16 protein-coding genes and 1 tRNA gene are annotated in these 19,785 nt (G+C 36.0%); 12 read left to right on the forward strand and 5 right to left on the reverse strand.

The window, feature by feature from the left end:
• The first annotated feature begins 125 nt into the window (after positions 1 to 125).
• From QW520_07780 to QW520_07795, 4 genes are all read left to right on the forward strand, one after another.
• The gene (locus QW520_07780) at positions 126 to 515 is read left to right on the forward strand and encodes a hypothetical protein (GenBank protein ID MEM0449701.1); all 390 of its coding nucleotides are present in this window, start codon (positions 126 to 128) and stop codon (positions 513 to 515) included.
• Between the two features lie 27 nt (positions 516 to 542).
• Complete coding sequence (locus tag QW520_07785; GenBank protein MEM0449702.1) at positions 543 to 1,043, forward strand: PUA domain-containing protein; 501 nt, start codon at positions 543 to 545, stop codon at positions 1,041 to 1,043.
• A gap of 64 nt (positions 1,044 to 1,107) precedes the next feature.
• Positions 1,108 to 1,488 carry a cell division protein SepF gene (gene sepF / locus QW520_07790; protein ID MEM0449703.1) on the forward strand — a complete coding sequence of 127 codons (381 nt, stop codon included), beginning with the start codon at positions 1,108 to 1,110 and terminating at the stop codon, positions 1,486 to 1,488.
• Between the two features lie 81 nt (positions 1,489 to 1,569).
• Positions 1,570 to 2,883 (forward strand): HD domain-containing protein, encoded by a 1,314-nt coding sequence (locus tag QW520_07795; protein MEM0449704.1) that lies wholly within the window; start codon positions 1,570 to 1,572, stop codon positions 2,881 to 2,883.
• Between the two features lie 49 nt (positions 2,884 to 2,932).
• On the opposite strand, the gene QW520_07800 is transcribed toward QW520_07795, so the two are convergent.
• Entirely contained in the window at positions 2,933 to 4,387 is a 1,455-nt protein-coding gene (locus tag QW520_07800; protein MEM0449705.1) for an RtcB family protein, read from the reverse strand.
• A 131-nt stretch (positions 4,388 to 4,518) separates the two neighbouring features.
• Here QW520_07800 and QW520_07805 point away from each other — a divergent pair, with 131 nt between their 5' ends.
• Complete coding sequence (locus tag QW520_07805; GenBank protein MEM0449706.1) at positions 4,519 to 5,706, forward strand: DUF835 domain-containing protein; 1,188 nt, start codon at positions 4,519 to 4,521, stop codon at positions 5,704 to 5,706.
• A 3-nt stretch (positions 5,707 to 5,709) separates the two neighbouring features.
• Here the strand turns inward: QW520_07805 and QW520_07810 are convergent.
• Positions 5,710 to 5,783 (reverse strand) — tRNA-His (locus tag QW520_07810).
• Between the two features lie 93 nt (positions 5,784 to 5,876).
• Positions 5,877 to 7,643, reverse strand: coding sequence for a M3 family oligoendopeptidase (locus tag QW520_07815; GenBank protein MEM0449707.1), 1,767 nt, complete (start codon positions 7,641 to 7,643; stop codon positions 5,877 to 5,879).
• Positions 7,644 to 7,918: 275 nt separating this feature from the next.
• Here QW520_07815 and argF point away from each other — a divergent pair, with 275 nt between their 5' ends.
• Positions 7,919 to 8,857 carry an ornithine carbamoyltransferase gene (gene argF / locus QW520_07820; GenBank protein MEM0449708.1) on the forward strand — a complete coding sequence of 313 codons (939 nt, stop codon included), beginning with the start codon at positions 7,919 to 7,921 and terminating at the stop codon, positions 8,855 to 8,857.
• Between the two features lie 1,588 nt (positions 8,858 to 10,445).
• On the opposite strand, the gene QW520_07825 is transcribed toward argF, so the two are convergent.
• Positions 10,446 to 11,210, reverse strand: a complete 765-nt coding sequence (locus QW520_07825) for a ribonuclease H-like domain-containing protein (GenBank protein MEM0449709.1) — start codon at positions 11,208 to 11,210, stop codon at positions 10,446 to 10,448.
• A gap of 120 nt (positions 11,211 to 11,330) precedes the next feature.
• Here QW520_07825 and QW520_07830 point away from each other — a divergent pair, with 120 nt between their 5' ends.
• The 4 genes from QW520_07830 (at position 11,331) to QW520_07845 (ending at position 15,813) form a co-directional block, all read left to right on the forward strand.
• Positions 11,331 to 12,053, forward strand: a complete 723-nt coding sequence (locus QW520_07830) for a metallophosphoesterase (GenBank protein ID MEM0449710.1) — start codon at positions 11,331 to 11,333, stop codon at positions 12,051 to 12,053.
• A 761-nt stretch (positions 12,054 to 12,814) separates the two neighbouring features.
• Positions 12,815 to 13,483, forward strand: coding sequence for a corrinoid protein (locus tag QW520_07835; protein MEM0449711.1), 669 nt, complete (start codon positions 12,815 to 12,817; stop codon positions 13,481 to 13,483).
• A gap of 156 nt (positions 13,484 to 13,639) precedes the next feature.
• On the forward strand, positions 13,640 to 14,392 hold the full coding sequence (locus QW520_07840) for a helix-turn-helix domain-containing protein (GenBank protein ID MEM0449712.1): 753 nt from the start codon (positions 13,640 to 13,642) through the stop codon (positions 14,390 to 14,392).
• A gap of 410 nt (positions 14,393 to 14,802) precedes the next feature.
• Positions 14,803 to 15,813 carry an MtaA/CmuA family methyltransferase gene (locus QW520_07845; protein MEM0449713.1) on the forward strand — a complete coding sequence of 337 codons (1,011 nt, stop codon included), beginning with the start codon at positions 14,803 to 14,805 and terminating at the stop codon, positions 15,811 to 15,813.
• A 226-nt stretch (positions 15,814 to 16,039) separates the two neighbouring features.
• Here QW520_07845 and QW520_07850 read toward each other — a convergent pair whose 3' ends face one another.
• The gene (locus QW520_07850) at positions 16,040 to 17,131 is read right to left on the reverse strand and encodes a uroporphyrinogen decarboxylase family protein (GenBank protein ID MEM0449714.1); all 1,092 of its coding nucleotides are present in this window, start codon (positions 17,129 to 17,131) and stop codon (positions 16,040 to 16,042) included.
• Between the two features lie 221 nt (positions 17,132 to 17,352).
• Between QW520_07850 and QW520_07855 the strand changes: the two genes are divergently transcribed.
• Together QW520_07855 and QW520_07860 are read left to right on the forward strand one after the other, a co-directional pair.
• Positions 17,353 to 18,999 carry a methylamine methyltransferase corrinoid protein reductive activase gene (locus tag QW520_07855; protein ID MEM0449715.1) on the forward strand — a complete coding sequence of 549 codons (1,647 nt, stop codon included), beginning with the start codon at positions 17,353 to 17,355 and terminating at the stop codon, positions 18,997 to 18,999.
• Positions 19,000 to 19,785: MBL fold metallo-hydrolase (locus QW520_07860; GenBank protein ID MEM0449716.1), on the forward strand; the 786-nt coding region annotated here is incomplete at its 3' end. It lies immediately after the preceding gene.

The raw sequence follows: 19,785 nt of genomic DNA on the forward strand, positions 1-19,785 counted from the left end.
TAAATAGTATGTTTTTATAATATTTTAAATAATTATTATATATAAAGATTAGTTTATTTTTAATTTCGAAAAAGAGTCAATAATAATTATATTTTTAAAAAGCATAAGAACTATTCCGAATGCAGATGAATTCCGAAGTAGAATGTCCTGTTTGCGATTGTAGAGCCCCTTACAATTCAAAGAAATGTCCAAATTGTGGTTCGGATTTGGGTATGGCGAGCATCGATGATCTGGAAAGAGTCGCTTATGAAATTGCGAATAATAAATCTAATAAATTAACAAAATCAGATATGGTCACATCAAAAGCTGAAGCAGATACGGAACTTAAAATAGATGTTAAAAGTTATGATATGAAAGAATATGAAAAGTCGACAACTCTTTCTTTCGCTTCCAAATCAGGTGAGAGTAAATTAGATGAGGGAAGAACTCTTGAAGAGCAAGAAAAAGAAGATGCTTATAAAGATAAAGAACCAAAAAAAGGATTAAGTCGATTATTCGGGAAGAAGAAAAAATAATTCTTATCGTATCCGAGGTAAATTGGTTTGACAGATTTAAAAATCAGAAAAAGAAAAAGATTACGTGAAAAAGAGATTTCCAACTTAGCAAACGAAATATCCAATCGTTTAGGTTGCAAAGTATTTAATACTAATGATACAGTAGACATAGCCGAAAGTCCTGGCATGGAACTTATTTTTGTGGATGGCCAGGTACTTGGATTTATACGACATGGTAAAGCCTTCCTTTCTATTCGTGGTCTTCTCAAGTATCAGGCAACAAAAGCCTTCGTGACAGTTGATATGGGCGCTGTTCGATTCATTGTTAATGGAGCAGATGTAATGGGACCAGGAATATTGGACGCAGACGAATCCATCCAGATCGGAGATTTGGTATGGGTAAGAGACGAGCGAAATAAAAAGCCACTAGCAGTTGGAGAGGCGCTTATTTCAGGTCTAGAAATGAAAACAAGAAGACCAGGAAAGGCTATAAAAAATCTATTATTCGTTGGAGATAAATTATGGAAGCTTAATGAGGATCTTAAATGAAAGCCTCAGCCATTAGGTTCAAGTATTTATATTCGCCAAAGGATACCATTTGTAGAGGGATGGCATGGCGTTGTTAAAGAAGCCTTTTATCAGGAGCAAGGAAGATGTTCAAGCCGTGGAAGCGGATCAGTATATAGATTTAGGCCAATTAAATTTTGAAGAGGAAAATCCGTTGGGCGGCAAAGGAATGATAAAAATAGCAGAGATATATAGATATGAAGATATAAATCCAGTAGTTCAGCCAGCATATGCGGGTAATATTGTAATAATTGACTATTCAGCTATTGCGAACGATGAGTTGACCTTAAAGAGAATTACCAATGAACTTAAAGCAGTAGCCAGGGATACTAATGGAGATGTTGCAGCTATAGGTCATAATCTGATAGTAGTTTCTCCGAATGGAATTAAGATTGATCGACATAAAATTAAGGGTGGCTTTGCTTAAGCCATCCTTGTTTAATTTAACAACATTTCATCTTTTTGAGTAGCTGCAACATTCTATAAATAGCAAAATATATTTAGTCTAGTGGCTTCTTTCAAAGTAATCCACGATAGTGTCCATGGCAGTGTAAAAGTAGAAGGTGTTTTCTTAAAACTCTTGGCTACACCTGAATTCCAAAGGTTACACGGAATAAATCAATTGGGTTTAGCTCATTTAGTTTTCCCCGGTGCTCACCATACTCGGTTAGAGCATTCTCTTGGCACCTTTTATATCGCTTCAAAAATGGTTGATATGCTGAATATAAAAAAAGATGAGAGGAAAGAAGTTCTTGCTGCAGCGTTGTTGCATGATTTAGGCCACGCACCTTTTTCGCATACCTTAGAAGAGATAATGGTTAATAGACTAGGTCTAAATCATGTTGATTTGTCGCAAAAGATAATCTTAGGTGAATTAAGTTGCCTGAATAGTGAAGAATCTAGATATTTAAGCGGCCACACGAGCATAAAGGAGGTTCTAGAAGAAGAAGGCATATCACCTCAAAAAGTGTGTTCACTAGTGGCTCTGCCAATTTGTCCAGAGACGCCAGGCCAAAGTGTATTGGAGGTCGAAAATGGGCAGGCTCATTTTGGACGGGCAAATTATCTACATCAAATTATTCATGGACCCATCGATGCAGATCAAATGGACTATCTATTAAGAGATGCACATTATACTGGTGTCGCTCACGGCGTCATCGACTTAGACAGGCTTCTACAGACAATTACCGTTCATCACGGAGACATTGTTGTGCATAAAAATGGAATGGTAGCAGTTGAGGGATTATTAGTTGCAAGGGCTTTAATGTACACTTCGGTTTATTTTCATAAGACAGTCCGGATAGCTGAAATGATGCTTTGCAAAGCAGTGGAAATGTCTGACCCATCATTGTTTCATAATATTCATCGTGAAACAGATAGTAGTTTAAGTGAGAAGTTAATTTCACAAGGAGGTTTTTCTGCGAGATTAATAACTAAATTGAAATATAGAGAACTTTATAAAAAGTGCTTTTCACTTTCTATGACTGACATGAGTGAAGAAGATTTAGACAACCTTTTAGGTTTAACGGATTATAAAAAAAGAAAAGAAAAGGAGGAAGAAATCGCATTTAAGTCAGGAGTCCACGTTTCTGAAGTAATCATTGATATACCATCACGAGAATTGTTAATTTCAGAGCCTAGAATAGATAAAACAGAAGTTCCAATTTTAGATGATTTTAAGGTGCGCCCTCTCTCGAAGTATAGTCCTCTTGCTAAAGCGCTTCAATCTAGAAGTGTTTTTGATTGGGCGATCATGGTATCGTGTCCAGACCGCTATAAATCAGAAGTTGGAAAAGTGGCAGCTAAGGTAATATTTGATTAATATGAAAATCGTCAGGTATATGCAAAATAATAAAATTAAAGAATTCGATTCAACCTTTCATTACCCCTATAGGTCTGAGTCTCGCTACTGGTTTTGAAAGACCGGCACCTTTGACAACGGCAATTACATCATCAATATCTTTATAAGCACCAGGAGCTTCTTCTAATATTCCATCTTTAGTACTTGCTTTGATGTATATACCCTTGCTTTCAAGCTGTTGACGAATATCATTCACGCTATACTTACGGGTAGCCGAAGCTCTTGACATTAATCTTCCCGCACCATGGCATGTGGAACCAAAAGCTTCTTTCATTACCTGTTCCGTACCAACAAGAACGTAAGAACCAGCACCCATATCTCCTGGTATAATTACTGGTTGACCAATGGATCTATACTTATTCGGCACATCGGGATGGTCTTTTGGAAAAGAGCGCGTAGCACCTTTGCGATGAACATAAACTCTCTTCTTACGGCCATCAATCTCATAATTTTCCACTTTAGCGATATTGTGGGCTACGTCGTATACCTGGAACATTCCCAAGTCTTCTGCGTTTGTCTTAAAAGTTTGCTCAAAACTCTGTCTCGCCCAATGGAGTATCATTTGCCTATTTGCCCATGCATAGTTCGCTCCACATGCCATAGCATCAAAATAATCTATCCCAGCCTTGGTTTTAACGCCAGCGCAAGCTAGCTGACGGTCAGGTAAATTTAATCCCACCTCTCGAATGTGTCGTTCCATTATCTGTAAATAATCCGTGGCGATTTGATGACCGCATCCCCTTGAACCACAATGAATAGTTATTGTAATCTGACCTTTCTGTTCTATTCCAAAAATTTTAGCCGCTTTAGGATCAAATATCGTTTCGACTTCATCTATTTCTAAAAAATGATTCCCTGATCCCAAAGAACCCACTTGAGGAATCCCCCTTTCTTTAGCCTTCTTACTAACTTTAGATGGGTCAGCATTTTTCATCCTCCCCCCTTCTTCTGTCGCTTCTAAATCTTTCTCCCAGCCATATCCATTTCTTACAGCCCACTCTGCTCCTTCAAGCAAAATTTGATCGATTTGGTTTGCTGCAACTCTTGTTACACCTTCTGAACCAACTCCAGCTGGAATATTTTTGAATAGTATTGCCATGAGCTCTTTTATCTTCGGTTTTACATCGGAGGACATCAATTCTGTGCGTACCAATCTTACTCCGCAATTAATGTCAAAACCTATTCCACCAGGTGAAATTACTCCTTCTTCGGCATCCATCGCTGCCACTCCACCAATTGGGAAACCATACCCCCAATGAATATCTGGCATAGCGAGAGATTTCCCCACAATTCCAGGTAAACAGGCCACATTTGCAGCCTGTTCTGGGGCATTGTCATCACGTATATGTTGAATCATTTTTTCATTTGCAAAAATGATAGCCGAAGTCCGCATACAGCTCTTATATGTTTGTGGGATTTCCCATCTGTAATCATCTAATTTGTTCAGCGGGCCATTCCATGTCATTTGCCAACACCTTTAATCTCATCATTATCTGGATAGATAAATTTTAGTGGAATTCTACTGAATAATGTAATCAAGATTTGATTATTGCCTCCCCAGATTTGAAATAATATTATATAATAATACAGTTTTAGATGCTAGCAGGAAATCAATATTGGTCATTAATTTCATTGTTCATTGCTTTTCTATCCTTAGCGTTAGGGCTATTCGTCATCCGTACTGGTAATAGGAACAAAGCTCCTCTTGTGTTCTTTATCACAATGCTTTTAATGTTCATAGGCGGCGTGGTTGATTTTACTTTTATGAATGCGCCGAATCATTTTATTGCCGTAATAATGGCGCGGCTTTTACTTTTTATATTAATAATGGCAGGTGCAGCCTTTTTTTATCTTTCTACTTTTCTGCCGTACGAAAAATCAAGCGGTTGGTTTCATGATAGTTGGTGGTTGCTTTTTACTTTGGTCGGGGTTGTTGCAACTATTGCGGCTTTTATCCTCGAACCTGAAGACGTCAGTCGAACAAGCTATGGTTGGGGGATAACCCGTTCTGCAGCTTTGGCTACATGGTCTTTTAGCTTAGTTTTTTTGGTACTTTCGGCGAATGTTATGCTAGCCTTAGTTTCACGCACAGCCTCAGATAAAAAAGTTAGAGCGCAAATAGCCGTGGTAGCTCTTGCCGTTAGCTCTCCAGTCATATACGGACTTCTTTACGCAATACTTGAAGAATTAAAGATTGACATACCTCCCATACTTTCACCCGGATTTCTAATTTCAGCTCTTTTGATGGCATATGCTGTGCTTCGTTATCGTCTTTTTATCATCAATGTAGCGATTTCAAATGCCTCAAAAGCAACAAAGAGTACAACGAACGAATATGGCATGGTCCAAGTTTACTTAGAGAAGAAGGGAGAAAAAGCTTTAGCATTTTTCGTGAGCATGCTTGCAAAAGGTTCACCAGGGGCGATAATTAGCCGCACTCATCCAGACATTCTGAAAGAAAAATACAAATTAGAAGGTGTTCCAATAATCTGGCTAGCACAACAACCAGGAGAAGGAAGATTAGATCCAGCTAATTTAAGTATATTGCAACATTCAATTTCACAAGTATTTAAGAATCACCCAGGAGCAATAGTTCTCTTAGAAGGGGTGGAATACCTCATAGCAAATAACACCTTTGATAATGTATTAAAAATGTTGTTTGCAATAGAAGATGAAGTTGTAATCCATGGCGGCCTATTGATATTGACTATTGATCCAGAAGTATTAACTCAACGTAATTTAGCAATTTTTCTCCGTGATTTTCATGTGATGGAACCAGAATAAAGGGGCCGGGACCGAGATTTGAACTCGGGTCTAGGGATCCACAGTCCCACAGGATAACCAGACTACCCCATCCCGGCCGTTTCGGAATGCTCAAAGCATCTTTATTAATAAATGTTTCTTGTCCTAAATTTGGAAATTGTTTTTGAAATAAATATAGTAATTTAAATAATTCATAAAGTTTTTTTAAGCGAATCGAGGAATTCTTCAGCTTGTCTCATTCCTTTCTCCCAGAATTCCATGCTAGAGATGTCATATCCTAAGTCTCTTGCTAAATCTTTAGGCGCACGAGAAGCTCCCGCTGCCAAAAGCACCTTCAATTTCGGGACGAAATTTTTACCCTGCTCTTTGTAAAGTCTGTAAAGGGAAAAGACGAAGAGTTGTGCAAATATGTAAGGAAAATTGTAAAATCGATAATTTGCAATATAATAATGCGGAGGTCGTATCCAGTCATAACAAGTCTCAGGCAATAACTCTACATCATCGCCAAAAATTTTCCGAAGGCAATCACACCACATTTTTTTCAGAGTATCTCCATCGAGCAACTTTTCATCCTGTAAAAGTTTGTATAATCCTTCTTCAAACCAGTATCTTGCTGCAACTTGAAATACTGAAAGTCCAAATTCGTCTAGTACAGTGACTAATGCAGCTTTCTTTTCACTTACATTTTTTGCTTCGGCCAATAACCTCTCCGTTAGTAGTAATTCACCGAATGTACTTCCACACTCTGCGATGCATGAACCTATTTCGCAATTTAGAGGGGGTTGCTCTCTGGTATAAAGATATGCATGAATAGCATGACCCAACTCATGCGCCTGCGTATATACATCTGTCAAACGACCATTAAAACTCTGTAAAATAAATGCCCCTTTCCCTGTTAGCCAAGTATGGCAAAAAGCTCCGGGTGATTTTCCTCTTCGAACCTCTCCATCAATGCGACGTGCCACATACATTTCTTCGATCCATCGACCAAAATCTGGGTCGAAATCGCTAAATGCCTTTGTTATCAATTTTCTGGCTTCCATCCATTTATAGGTGGCGTCACCATCGCTGGGCAAAGGAGCCATCAAATCCCAAATTCCCAACTTTTCCACGTTTAGAAGCTTAGCTTTAATTCTTAAATATTGCCTATAGAGTTCTGTCTTATTTTCAACCACTTTTAACAATGAAACCAGGGTTTCCATATCAATATCATTTGCTAGAAGACTCGGGGTGATTGGTTGAGGAAATTTTCGATAATTACACATTATAATGTAATCTGAGCATATCGCTCTCAACGCAGAAGAAAAAAGCACCTCATCTTTAGCTAAAGTTCTTAGAATACATGAGTAGGCCAATTTTCTAAGTTCTCGATTTGGACTTGTGAATAAACCCACAGCTTCCCCATAGGAGAGTTCTTTCTCAATACCATCTATGGTTATTTGAAAAGACTTGGTGCCCAACCAATCATTGTGGAGCTGGCTCCAGGCATTAATACCATTACGATCTTTAACAATTATAAGCTGTTCTATCTCTTCAGTAAGATGATAAGGGGCTCTTAATCTTATACGTTCTAGATAATGTCTGTAATCGTGTAAGTCAAGGCTATATATCAAATCTGGTCTTTCTAATAAAAGCTGTCCTAATTCAATTTCAATAAAAGCCAAAGCTTGTCCTACTTTCACATATGCATTCCGTAAAGCTTCATTTAGTTGTTTTGCTGTCGCGTCGGTAGAATCGGCAGCATATCTAAGAGAACAATAGCTCGAAACACCGTCGAATTCGATAAGGAACGCATCAAGGCTTTTCAATAATTCAAGAATACCTTTGGAATCAAATCCTTTTATACGCCCAGAATATATTTCTTTGATGACCAACGCCGCACGAACCATTTCATTTAACTCTTCCTTGATTTTATCGACGTTAACCTCTTTAACCAATACACTTAGATCCCATCTCATTTCTATAGTCAATACCTCACCTGGGTATGCGGGAATGCAAATAATTACTCAAATTTTTTCTCTACGGGTTATCACAAAGTAAAATGAATCGCATTTTAATTTAATAACTTTTTTTATATATAAAATATAGAATAATAAATAATACTAATATAATATTTAATACAAAAACTAGAAAATTAAACAATATTTTTGTTCAAAAACCATCTCATTGTCATATCATTTTGTCTGTTGTTGCACATTAATGTTAATAAAAGACTAAACATGCAGCGAATCTTATGAAGTATGATATTATTTCAATTTTAGATCTTAAGGATGAAATCTTCGATTTGATTAATTTTTCAAAAAAATTGAAGCTAGGCGCATTAAAGGATACTTTTCCCCTTAAAGGGAAGACCTTGGCTATGATCTTCGAGAAGTCCTCGACGAGGACACGAGTATCATTCGAGGCTGGTATGGCGCAATTAGGTGGTCATGCATTATATCTTTCACCAAAAGAATTACAAATGGGCCGAGGCGAAATTTTAAGTGATACAGCTAAAGTTTTGTCTCGTTATGTAGATTGCATAATGTATAGGGCTTTCGACCATAAGATGATGGTGGATTTAGCAAATAATTCGAATGTTCCAGTTATCAATGGGTTAGACAATCTCGAGCACCCTTGTCAAGCAGTAGCGGATTTGATGACGATATTCGAGTACAAGGGAAAATTTAAAAGAATCAAAGTCGCCTATGTTGGTGATGGCAATAACGTTTGTAATTCTTTAATGTTAGGATGCGCCATGGTTGGAATCGATTTTTACTCTGCTCATCCAAGAGGGTTTGAACCAGATAAAAATTTGATTGATAAAGCCAATCAATTAGCTAAAATTAATAATTGCGTCTCAATTCATATAGAGGATCCTTACGAAGCTGTAGAAAATGCTGACGTAATTTATACCGATACTTGGGTTTCGATGGGCATGGAAGAGCAGACCAATGAACGTTTGAAAATATTCGAAGGTTATCAAGTCAATTCTTTTTTATTAAAAAGGGCAAAAAAAGATTGCATCGTTATGCATTGTCTTCCCGCGCATCGTGGGCAGGAAATTACGGACGAGGTAATGGATGGGCCCCATAGCGTTGTTTTCGATCAAGCAGAAAATCGGTTGCATACGGAGAAAGCCATACTTCTTAGAGTTATCCTACGCGACGAGATGACTTTTATGCTTAAATAGCGAGGTCGAGAGATTCTAGGAGTTCATTTATTTTATCTTTAGATATTATTATAGCCTTTGCAATCACATCATGACCTCCTCCTGCTAACCAAGCAACTATTTTAATCGCTATGGAAAGCTACATCCTTCTTTCAATCATATTCTCTTTTCCTCGAGCTGAGACTTTTATCCCATCATCAGATTTTATCATAAAAATGAGAAAAATATCATCATCGTTTTTTCCAAAGCCTAATAATATTCAAATTATTATATATGATATTGTATATTTAAAGATGACTTTCTTGGACCTTCCTTCAGGAGATTCAAATGATAATTTTTAGGGTAAAATATAGAAACTTTTTGTCTTTAAAATTTGAATCGCTCTTATTCTCTTCATTACTATATTTTTTATTTCAAAAAACAATTCAATGCTTAAATAATATTAATTTGATGGGTTCAAAAATTTTCCAAAGCTATTTAAGTAAATTTAAGCTCTTAAATTATTATTTATAAAATTCAAAATTGTCGCCCGATGTAATTCAATTCCTAAAATTCGCTTTCATAGTGGCCACAAGAACTTAATAATGTATCGAGTTTCTTGTCCTCATAAAACTTGGTTCTTAGTTTTCATTAATTTAATAAATAAACATCAGAATAAATTTTCGCCAGAAGTTCCGTTTTTCTATCTCATAATAAATATAATTCATCTATAAATTTTTGTTTTTCTTTCATAACTTAAATCAGAACATTTTTTTACTATGACTAGAATAAAGATGAATACCGCAACGATCTTGAATAAACTCTTTGTATGTATTACTATTATGCTCAGAAGTTAAGGTTGTATTCTCTGGAATTCTGTAGAATTTTAATCAAAGGCTTGGTTTAGCGACCAAAAAATCTTAGATCATGAGTTCATATTCACTATTGATTGGGTCACATCCAATTGCGTCTTCAAGATTCATTAGGCGCATCATCTTGTATAACACCCAAGATTCCAATGAATGCAAAATATGAAGTGCTATTATCATTAAAGTTCATTAACTTAGTTACAAAATAAGTCGCTCCAGCATAAGTCGCTCCAGCACCGTTTAAGTGACAAGAACCATTGAATCCAAAAAGATTAGGATTCAGGTTAAAATTTAAATTTTTGTAAAAAACAAAAAGGTTTTTTTTTAGATTTATAAGTCAACATTTTTAATAGTTTCAAGGCTGAGGACCGCATATTAAAAGATATAGATGTGTAATTTTGAAGGAATATCCACTAACTAGATCTGAGAACCAAATAGTGTTTCAAGGTTCAAAATTAAATTCTCCCATACTCGTTATCATCATTTTTTTCACAAAGTGAATTGTATGAGTTATTTTTCAACGTTTTAAAGCTATATCAATGATACGTGCAGATGCAATTTCATTTATGTCAATATTAAAAAATATTTATTTTATTAAAAGAAAACAGATGTGTAGCTATTTCTTTTTTTATGGATAAAAATGCATTGACCTTTTCTCATTTTAATTGCAAAGTCATGCAAATTAGCGTACAATATAATGAAAATAAAACTAATTTACAAGATCCAAATTATTATATCCATCATGGCTGATAATTTTCTTTTTAATATTCAATAAATTTTAAGCATTGTGATCTTAAACCTTCATAAATTTTATTAGCAATCGGTTTTAAATTTTTAACATCAAATTCATTATATTTTAGCAATGTGTTAAGTGCGTTTTGCTTAGAACTCTTCTTCCAGAGACGCCAAAGGTATGCAATATTTTCTCCCGTTACATATTCTAACTCTTTGGGCCGAGATATTTTAAATCGTGATTCAATTTGCTTCAAGCCCCCTTTTAGGCCCAATCGGGAACATCCAAATCGCAAATCGAAATGAGGCACTTTGGGAATCGAAAAGGAAAACTCTCTCTCGAGACATGGAAGGTCAAAAGTAGAACCATTGAATGTCACAAGCATCTTGCAGTCAAGGAGAGCATTTTTGAGATTAAAAGAAGTTAAATTAATATCTCTGATTAGGGGAATATAATCATTGTTTCTAAACATTCCAATCAATATAATATTTGAATTAGGAAAATTTCCATCTGTTTCTATATCTAAATAAATTACATTTTTCTCGATGCATTCAAATAACCGCCAATGCTCAGATGAAGGGAGAAGACGATAAAAATAATTTGTCTCAGATTTAATAAAATGGGTCTTGGCCTCCAAAAGAATATTATCATAATACCTTTTTCTAGAATCTGAGAAGCCAGATATCTTTTTCTGCAGCAAAAAATCATCCCAACTTGATATTCCTTGAAGCCAAAGTTTCTTTTCTAGGATTTTACCTACACCTGGCAGCAAAATAAAACTTCTTTGAATCATAGTTTTATGAGTTTTTTTCTAATAATTATCATCTTTGAAGAGTTGGATGAAAGTTGATTGTGTAAAATTTGAAAAGATTTTTTACTTACATCATAATAAGCTTGAGGGAAAAGAGGTTTGATGAATCAAACAGAAATCGAACCAGGGCTTATAATCACCAACCAACGCTGTGCTTTTATTAAAAAACAAGCCATTTTAGTAATAGGGGATCTGCATGTAGGATATGAAAGTGTGATGGAAGATTCTGGCTTTCATCTTCCTCATTTTCAAACTCAATACATGTATGAATCTTTAGAAAAATTAATCGAAATATACGATCCTAAAATATTTCTGATAGTGGGTGATGTCAAACATGAATTTTCTAAAAATCTTTCTCAAGAATGGGACGAGGTAAAAAAATTGTTTTCCATTATGTTGGAAAAAGGAGAAGTCATAGTGGTCCGCGGAAATCATGATAATTATTTAGGCAATATCGCCTCAAAACTTAATATTTCAATAGTTGATGAATATTTTAAAGATGGCTTTTATTTTGTCCATGGACATAATTATACGAAAAACAGACCTCTTATAATTGGTCATGAACATCCTTCAGTACGTCTTTTCGACGAAGTGGGAGCTTTCATAAAACTCCCTTGTTTCTTATATTTAAAGCGTGAAAGAATATTAGTAATCCCTGCTTTTAGTCCCCTTGCAGTTGGAACAGACATCACGTCACTAAGAGGGATGAGCCCTTTATCGCCAATTTTAAAGAATGAAAGTTTGATTGATGCTTATGTTTATGCCTGCAGTGATATTGGCTTATTATACCTTGGGCAGATAAGTAAACTGGGCAAACATATTTAAACAAAATGAGATAAAAATATTTTTATTATGTTAATATGATTCCAGTAGATCGGGAATAAAGTGCCTGAATGTATTGTTTGTGGGTGTACTTTAAAAAAGAATCAAGATAAGTGCCCAGTATGCGGCGCTTCCCAATTTGAAGATGATGACTATTAAAATTATTTTATTTATTGCTTCTTTAAACATCAATTCTCCTAATTACCTTACAAATTTGGGTATTTTAGAACTTTAAATAGAATAAATAGAACTATTAATAAAAGGATTTGATTATATATTGAAATGTATAAAGATTGATTTGGAAAAAATAATTGTTTAATAAGAAAAATAATTATATATTATTTTAATATTTCAAGATTTTACATATTTGAAATTCTAAAGGTGATCTGAAAATGTAAATATTTTCTATGTGTTTGATAAATGTGTTTGAAGTAAATTTGTTGAAATAAATATTTAATATCATTTATATAATATGTGATCTTGGATCTTCGGAAAAGTCATTATTTATTATCAGAAAAATTAATTTATTGCAATATTCATATATTATAATTAAAAATTATATAACAAAATTTTTCTTTGAACAAATAAATTAGATTTCATAATATTATATTGTTGTTAATTTGTAAATACTGTTAAATTGTAATTTTTAAATGGGTGTTAATTATGACCATTATGAGCTATATTAGGTTATAAAAATGTATTTTAGATGCATCTGGATGTTATATCCATCCATGGGAGGTTTTAATAACGGAGAATTTCATCCGATGGCTAATTCCCAAAGGAGGGAGTCGAGTTTGACAGACTATCTTGCACAGCTCGCTGAAGTTGTAGTAAAAGGAAAGATTAAGGAAGCGAAACCGCTAACAGAGCAGGCATTAGCCGCAGGTGTGGAGCCGAAAGACATCATATTTTCTGGTCTGAGCAAAGGAATGGAAATTGTAGGCCAAAAATATGAAAAGAAGGAGTATTTCCTTCCACAAGTGCTCTTGTCTGCACAAACAATGTATGCTTCTTTGGACGTCGCACTTCCAAAGCTTAAGGTGGAGGCAGCTGGAGCCCATGCGAAAGTTGTCATCTGCGTAGTGGAAGGAGACGTCCATGACATCGGTAAAAACATTGTCAAGGCAATGCTAACTGGCGCTGGAATGACGATCTTTGATTTGGGCCGAGATGTACCAATCAAGAACATTATTGATAAAGCTAAAGCCGAGAGTGCTGACATAGTAGCTACATCTACACTTATGACTCCTACTCTAGCAGGCATGAAAGAAGTAGAACGCATGCTCCGTGAGGCCAATATGAAACCAAAGGTAAAGACAATGATTGGCGGAGGCGCTACTTCAAAAGAGTTCGCAGCCCAAATCGGCGCAGATGCCTGGGGTTATGATGCTATTGAAGCAGTAAAGATAGCCACTGAGCTAGCCAAGAAGTGAAATGATTAGCTTCGTCGATTAATTAAATCCTTTCCTTTTCTTTCATTTATATATTTATTGGAAAAGTATTTTAATTATTTAATCCTTTTTATGAATATTTAAATAGATTTTTTAGTTTTGGAAAGAGTTTTATTCCTTAATATTTCTTCGAGTAATGTGTCTGAGATTAATGTTTCGTTAGAAAAAGAAATTGAGCAAATTAAAAAGGCAATTTTGGATATCCAAGAAATATTAAAAACAGTTCTAGAAAATAAGCATCATCTTGACTCATTTTCTATTCCAATCAGGAACCGTTCAGATTTACTTGAGGTAATGGTATCCCAAGTAATGGATGATGTGGAAGAGGGGCTTTCACAAAATATGGTAAAACGATGTGATATGAAAGAGCCATGCCGGGCCACTTTCAAAAATTTTTTACAAAAAAATGCTGCTTTGTTAGAAAAAGATGTGGTAAGAGAAGAAATAATAATAACGAATCGAGATGAACTTGATCGTCTTCGGGATACGGCTCCATACTCGAAGTGTGAAAGGTGTTTTGAAGAGGTGAATAGATTATTTAGTAAACAAGTTAGACTCATGCGGTCTCTTAGGATTTTTACGACTACTGCTGACAAAAAGCAAGAAATCCATGAATTAAAAGAAGAAACTTTTGTTTCTGAAGTTCTTGAACCATTGGCGAGCATGCATAGACTCCAGATTCTCAAAGCCGTTTCTACTGGCCCACGTACTTTCTCAGGCTTAAAGGATGCTACCGGACTTAGGGGAGGGAATTTACTTTTTCATATTCAAAAACTTATTGATGCAACCATGATCGTACAGAGGCATAATCGCGGAGATTATATGATTACGGAAAAAGGATTTAAAATTTTAAAAGGAATGAGCGATGTGAATCAACTGATAAAATCTTAATATTTAGATGGCAACTTAATTATTTTAATAATATAAAAATTTAATTATTAAAATAGAATTATGATATTGTATTTCACTACTTTATCCTATAAAAATTTTAATTTTAATTATTAAATTATTCACGTTCTAAAATATTTGCATCAAATATTTTGCAACATTCGCAAAACGCGCAAATAATGTAAAAACTTTAATATGTTGAATAAAATAATTTGTTTATCTATCGTATCTGTAATGAGCGTTTTTACCCTAACCTATTTTCTATTTTTTAATATTTGCGTTAATTATTTGCGTCAGCAAATGCAAAATTTCCTCTGGCGATCTCAGTTATGTGACGAAACCTTAAAGTATGCACATGACCTTAAGCGATTTAGAACTCTTTATAAGGTGTTAAGAGAAGGAGGAAGATTAGGATGTCAACGATGACCCCGAAAGATCGAGTGCTCTCTGCACTCGCTCGCAAGCATCTCGACAGGCCACCAGCAGTTTGTTTTACACAAATTGCTACCGTCGATGCCATGGAGGCCGTAAAGGTCTATTGGCCAGACGCCCACACTGACCCTGCGAAAATGGCCGAACTAGCAGCTGCGCCAAATAAAGTGTGGGGCGTTGAGTGTGTACGTCTGCCATACTGCCTTACCGTGGAAGCTGAGGTCTTAGGCTGCCGCGTCGATTTGGGAAAAATGGATAGAACACCAATGGTCAAATCTCATGCCGTAGACGAGAACAGCATTCCTGAGGAGTTACCTTCCGGTGCGTTATTCAAAGGGAGAATTCCCGCTGTAGTCGAGGCTGTGAAGATTGCTAAAGCAAAGTATGGAAAAGAGTTCCCAATTGTCGTTGGAACAACAGGTCCATTCACTATCGCTGGCCATTTGGTAGGGACAGAGAACCTTTTGCTTTGGATAGTTACCAATCCAGAGGCAGTGGTAAAAGCAATTAAATTGGCCACAAAATTGGAGAAAGGTTACATTGAGCAACTTGCCAAAGCTGGAGCTGATGTAATAGTAATGAGTGATCCATCAGCTTCGACTGATATGCTCTCAGGCGAAATGTTCGACGAATATGCTAAGCCATACATCAAAGAAGCTTTTTCCAATCATGGAGATGCGAAGACTGTCTTACACATCTGTGGTGACACCACAATACTGTTAGACCACATGATCGAAACAGGAGTACATGGTCTGAGCATTGAAGAAAAAGTTCAGCCTGAGAAGGCTGTCGAAATAGTAAATAACCGTGCGGCCTTGATAGGAAATGTTGGCGTAGTGCGTCCGTTGCTTCAGGGAACACCCGATGAAGTAAGGTTGGAAACAACCCGCGTTAAGAATGCAGGCTTTAATTTGGTTGCACCAGGATGCGGATTAGCAGCTCGTGTACCGCTTGTTAATTTGCAAGCTTTTGTTAAGGCTGTTAAAGGTTAAAAAGAATTATTTAAAAACCATTTAATTATTTTATTTTTATATTTAAATTACATCAATTAAATACTATTTTAGTTGGCAATATTCATATATAAAATCAAAAAAATTTTTGTAAATTTATTATAAAGAAACATATGGTTTGCTATAATTTAAGATAAATTTAGATTTTGATTGAAAACCTTAGCAATTTAGCTTTATTATAAATGAATTAAATATTATTTAATTTACATTATTTAATAATTTTCTTACTATTAAATATCGTGGCTTCGCGAAGCCGATTAATATTCTCAATAGGAGTTTTAAAAGGAAGCTCGCAACCAGGTGCCATAATAAGTCCGTCGCCCTCTTTCCAAATATTCAAGATTCTCTTGACTTCTGTCTCTACTTGGCCAGGAGTCCCTTTAAAAAGAAGATTACTGTGATCAATGCCCGCCATTACGCACGTTTTTCCTTTTAACAAAGAAAACAATACTTCAGCATCTACTGCATTGAGATGGACGTGAAGTGCGTTTGGGCGCAATTCTAATTGTGATTCATAAAAAGGTTCAGCGGCGCAATTATGCAATATTGTTTTTAATCCTAATTTCTCACACAATCCTAACAATTCTGCAAGGTATTTACGATCGAATGTTTCATATGTCGCTAGTGAGACCATTTCTCCTCCTGCGCTTCCATTTTCTATGAAAGTCTCAGATATGCCCATTTTTACAATATGCTCCAAATATGCAATAGAACTCTCAGTCACAGTTCTCAATATGTAATTCACGAGTTCTGGGTCTTTATAGATTGACATCATCAAATTCTCCATCCCTATTATTTCCATTGCAATTACCATAGGGGAATTTATACATCCAACTACAGCTACTTGATTTCCGATCTTTTCCATCATTATTTTAGAGCCACGAAGAATTACAGACCACATCGAATCTTGCATTGGGTCAACAGGTCGCAAAAGTCCGACTCTATCCATAGGAACATAAGATTCCACCCTGGGATAAAATCTTGGATCGGTAAACTTCAACTTCGTTCCATGCGCCTGGGCTTCGATCAAAATGTCTCCCCACCCAGCCATCACATTATCGAATTTGAAAATGTTATATGCTTCAAGAGATAATTTTGCAAATTTTTCAGGGTCTTCATATCCTTCTTTTATTAATATTCCTGTGGATTTTTGTAAATAACTAGACGCTCCAAGATGTTGATAGAACAAAGGTACATGGTCAACTTGTTTCAAGTTTAATGCGGCTTCGAAACGTTCTTTTGGTGTCATATGCTGAATTAAATGGAGGATTGAATGGAAAAAGATTTGCATATTTAACATTTTAAATGATGAATTTTAAACTTTTATTAAATATTATTTTATTATAAAGTAATTTATAAATATATATTAAATATTATAAATAATTCAAATATATTTTTTTCAGTGTTATAATATTAAGTCAAATAATTATAATTTTGCTTTGTTATATTTTCAAGATGAGATGCGAAATGAAGTAAAATCTAATTTAAATATGCGAATTCGATTCCACGAAGCGTGATTTAATGGCGAACCTAGGCATAGCTCTTGACCTGGGAACAAGCGGTTATCGCACCCATCTTGTCGATTTAGACCAAAGAGGAAAGATCCTGTCAACCGCAATCACGATGAGGCACCCATTGCCGGGAGCCAATATAATGGATCACCTTCATTTCTGGCTCGAAAATGGTGCTGATGTTGGCCATCGCATAATAATTGAAACCGTGGATAAATTGATTGGGTTACATGAAGCAGATCCAAAGGATATAAAAAGAGTAGCCATATGTGGAAATCCTGCTCAACTATCAATGTTTGAAAATATCGAGGTCCGTGATTTAGCATATGCTGGTAATAGTTTATTAAAAAGATTGAATGTGAAGATTCCTGAAAGGCGAGCACATACCGGTCCAGCGGGGGATTTAGGCATGACATCAGTTCATCCTGAAGCTGAAGTTAGATATCCCCCGTCAATAAGGCATGAAATCGGTGCTGATGCCCTTGCGATGATAATTAAATCGAGGATGCTGGAAAGAAAAGAAACTTGCATGGTTACTGATTATGGAACGAATGCAGAGATGGGCTTATATAAGGATGGGGAACTCTGGACTGGATCAGCGGCAGCAGGTCCCGCGATGGAAGGGCAAAGCATAGAGTTTGGGATGTTGGCTGCACCCATGGCCATTTCAGATTTAGAAATAATGCCTGATGGTAGTTGGCAGAATTATGTATTGGATGATAAACTCAAAGCACAACCAGGGTCAAAAGTGGATCCATATACAGGGGAGGTAAAGAGTCCCAGTAACGTAAAAGCAAGAGGTATAACTGGAACTGGGGTCGTCGCAGTAATGGCCATAGGGCTAGAGAGCGGTGTTATTAAGCTTCCAAAAGTAATGACAGGAGATGGTCGAATCCACCTTCAAGATGGTGTGTATATAGACCAGCATGATGTTCTAGAGGCTGGAAAAGCGATGGGTGCCATTCGTGCTGGACACAGAACACTGATCGAGGAAGTAGGTGTGGACGACGAAGAGATCAAATCTATGTATCTGGCAGGAGCATCAGGTACGTATGTAGACCCGATTAAGGCTCAGACTTGTGGTTTGGTTCCAAGAGTGCTGGAACGCACTTATCAATGCGGAAATACCTCACTCATGATGGCGTACGATCTTTTAGTTAAAGATGAGGCTATGGATGAGATGCAAAGAATTGCTGATTCAATGGCAGCTAAACATATCATGTTCGCTACCAGCAAAGTGTTCGAAGATATCTACGTTAATGAGATAGCTCTGTGGCAAGAAGGCATGCCTTTTGATCTTTTCAATCAAATATTAAAAGATAAAGGATATAGACCTTTCCCACCGATAAAAAGACCTAAGGAAACACTGAGAATAGTTTCTTCCGATATTCCGATTTTGGGCGATAGGGGCCTAAAAACATTGGATCATGTAGGCGTTTACTTAATTGGAGAATTTGAAAAATGCATAGGTTGCAAGAAGTGTATGCGTGAGTGTCCAGAAAGAGCATTGAGGGTTGAGAAAATAGGAGATAAACAATTTAAGATTCGCATTGCCACTGAGTACTGTCTCGGGACAGCTTGCAAGAACTGCGAAACCGTATGTCCTGAAGGAGTTATGAGATTCAGTGATTTAAAGATAGTAAAGAGGGACCAATAGGTGCGAATAGTAACCTTGGTCGATAATTGCGCAGGTTTACCTTATGCACAATCGAAAGTAATAAAAAGTTCAAGCACCAAAACTAAGGGAGTTTTCGCTGTCCATGGTCTATCCTTGTTCGTTGAGAACGATAAAGGCCATAAAATTTTGATCGATACAGGTCCCAGTGAAACTGTGATTTTAAACAATCTTGAAACAATGGATTTAAAACCGACCGATTTCCAAGCCGTATTCATAACTCACGGTCATTTTGACCATGTGGGTGGTTTAATCCCTTTTATAAAAGAAAAGATACCGATTTTCACTCATCCCATGACATTTAAAGGTAAAAGGTACTCTCTACGTGCAAACACTAAAGTAGATATTTCAAGTCCAACTAATGTGTTAGAAGCATTATTTCAGGCAAAAATGAATTTGTTCTCAACTAGTATAGAACTAATGCCTGGCGTTAAAACTTCAGGCGAAATTCCAAGAATCACCGATTTTGAACGCCCATTAAATTTCTTAAGAGATGAAAGAGATAAGATAACAGAAGATTTTATAATAGAGGAGCAGGCAATTTATATTTCAACGAAAAAAGGCCTTGTTATAATAACTGGATGTGCGCATTCGGGAATAGTAAACATAGTTACACACGCTAAAAGAACCACAGGTTCTAAGATTCATATGGTTATTGGAGGCTTGCATTTAGGAGAGGCTTCTCAAGAGCGTATACGTATTACTATGGACCAACTCAAGAATTTGGGTGTTGATAAAATCGCACCTCTTCATTGTAGTGGTTTTAAC

The organism is Methanomassiliicoccales archaeon (genome assembly GCA_038740345.1).
In the GTDB taxonomy this organism is placed as follows: Archaea; Thermoplasmatota; Thermoplasmata; order Methanomassiliicoccales; family UBA472; genus JAJRAN01.

Excerpts from the sequence above, each read along its gene's own strand:
- QW520_07815 (MEM0449707.1), bottom strand. The coding sequence starts at position 7,643 with ATGAGATGGGATCTAAGTGTATTGGTTAAAGAGGTTAACGTCGATAAA.
- QW520_07805 (MEM0449706.1), top strand. The coding sequence starts at position 4,519 with ATGCTAGCAGGAAATCAATATTGGTCATTAATTTCATTGTTCATTGCT.
- argF (MEM0449708.1), top strand. The coding sequence starts at position 7,919 with ATGAAGTATGATATTATTTCAATTTTAGATCTTAAGGATGAAATCTTC.
- QW520_07850 (MEM0449714.1), bottom strand. The coding sequence starts at position 17,131 with ATGTTAAATATGCAAATCTTTTTCCATTCAATCCTCCATTTAATTCAG.
- QW520_07780 (MEM0449701.1), top strand. The coding sequence starts at position 126 with ATGAATTCCGAAGTAGAATGTCCTGTTTGCGATTGTAGAGCCCCTTAC.
- sepF (MEM0449703.1), top strand. The coding sequence starts at position 1,108 with ATGGCGTTGTTAAAGAAGCCTTTTATCAGGAGCAAGGAAGATGTTCAA.
- QW520_07855 (MEM0449715.1), top strand. The coding sequence starts at position 17,353 with ATGGCGAACCTAGGCATAGCTCTTGACCTGGGAACAAGCGGTTATCGC.
- QW520_07830 (MEM0449710.1), top strand. The coding sequence starts at position 11,331 with ATGAATCAAACAGAAATCGAACCAGGGCTTATAATCACCAACCAACGC.
- QW520_07845 (MEM0449713.1), top strand. The coding sequence starts at position 14,803 with ATGTCAACGATGACCCCGAAAGATCGAGTGCTCTCTGCACTCGCTCGC.
- QW520_07800 (MEM0449705.1), bottom strand. The coding sequence starts at position 4,387 with ATGACATGGAATGGCCCGCTGAACAAATTAGATGATTACAGATGGGAA.
- QW520_07825 (MEM0449709.1), bottom strand. The coding sequence starts at position 11,210 with ATGATTCAAAGAAGTTTTATTTTGCTGCCAGGTGTAGGTAAAATCCTA.
- QW520_07835 (MEM0449711.1), top strand. The coding sequence starts at position 12,815 with ATGGCTAATTCCCAAAGGAGGGAGTCGAGTTTGACAGACTATCTTGCA.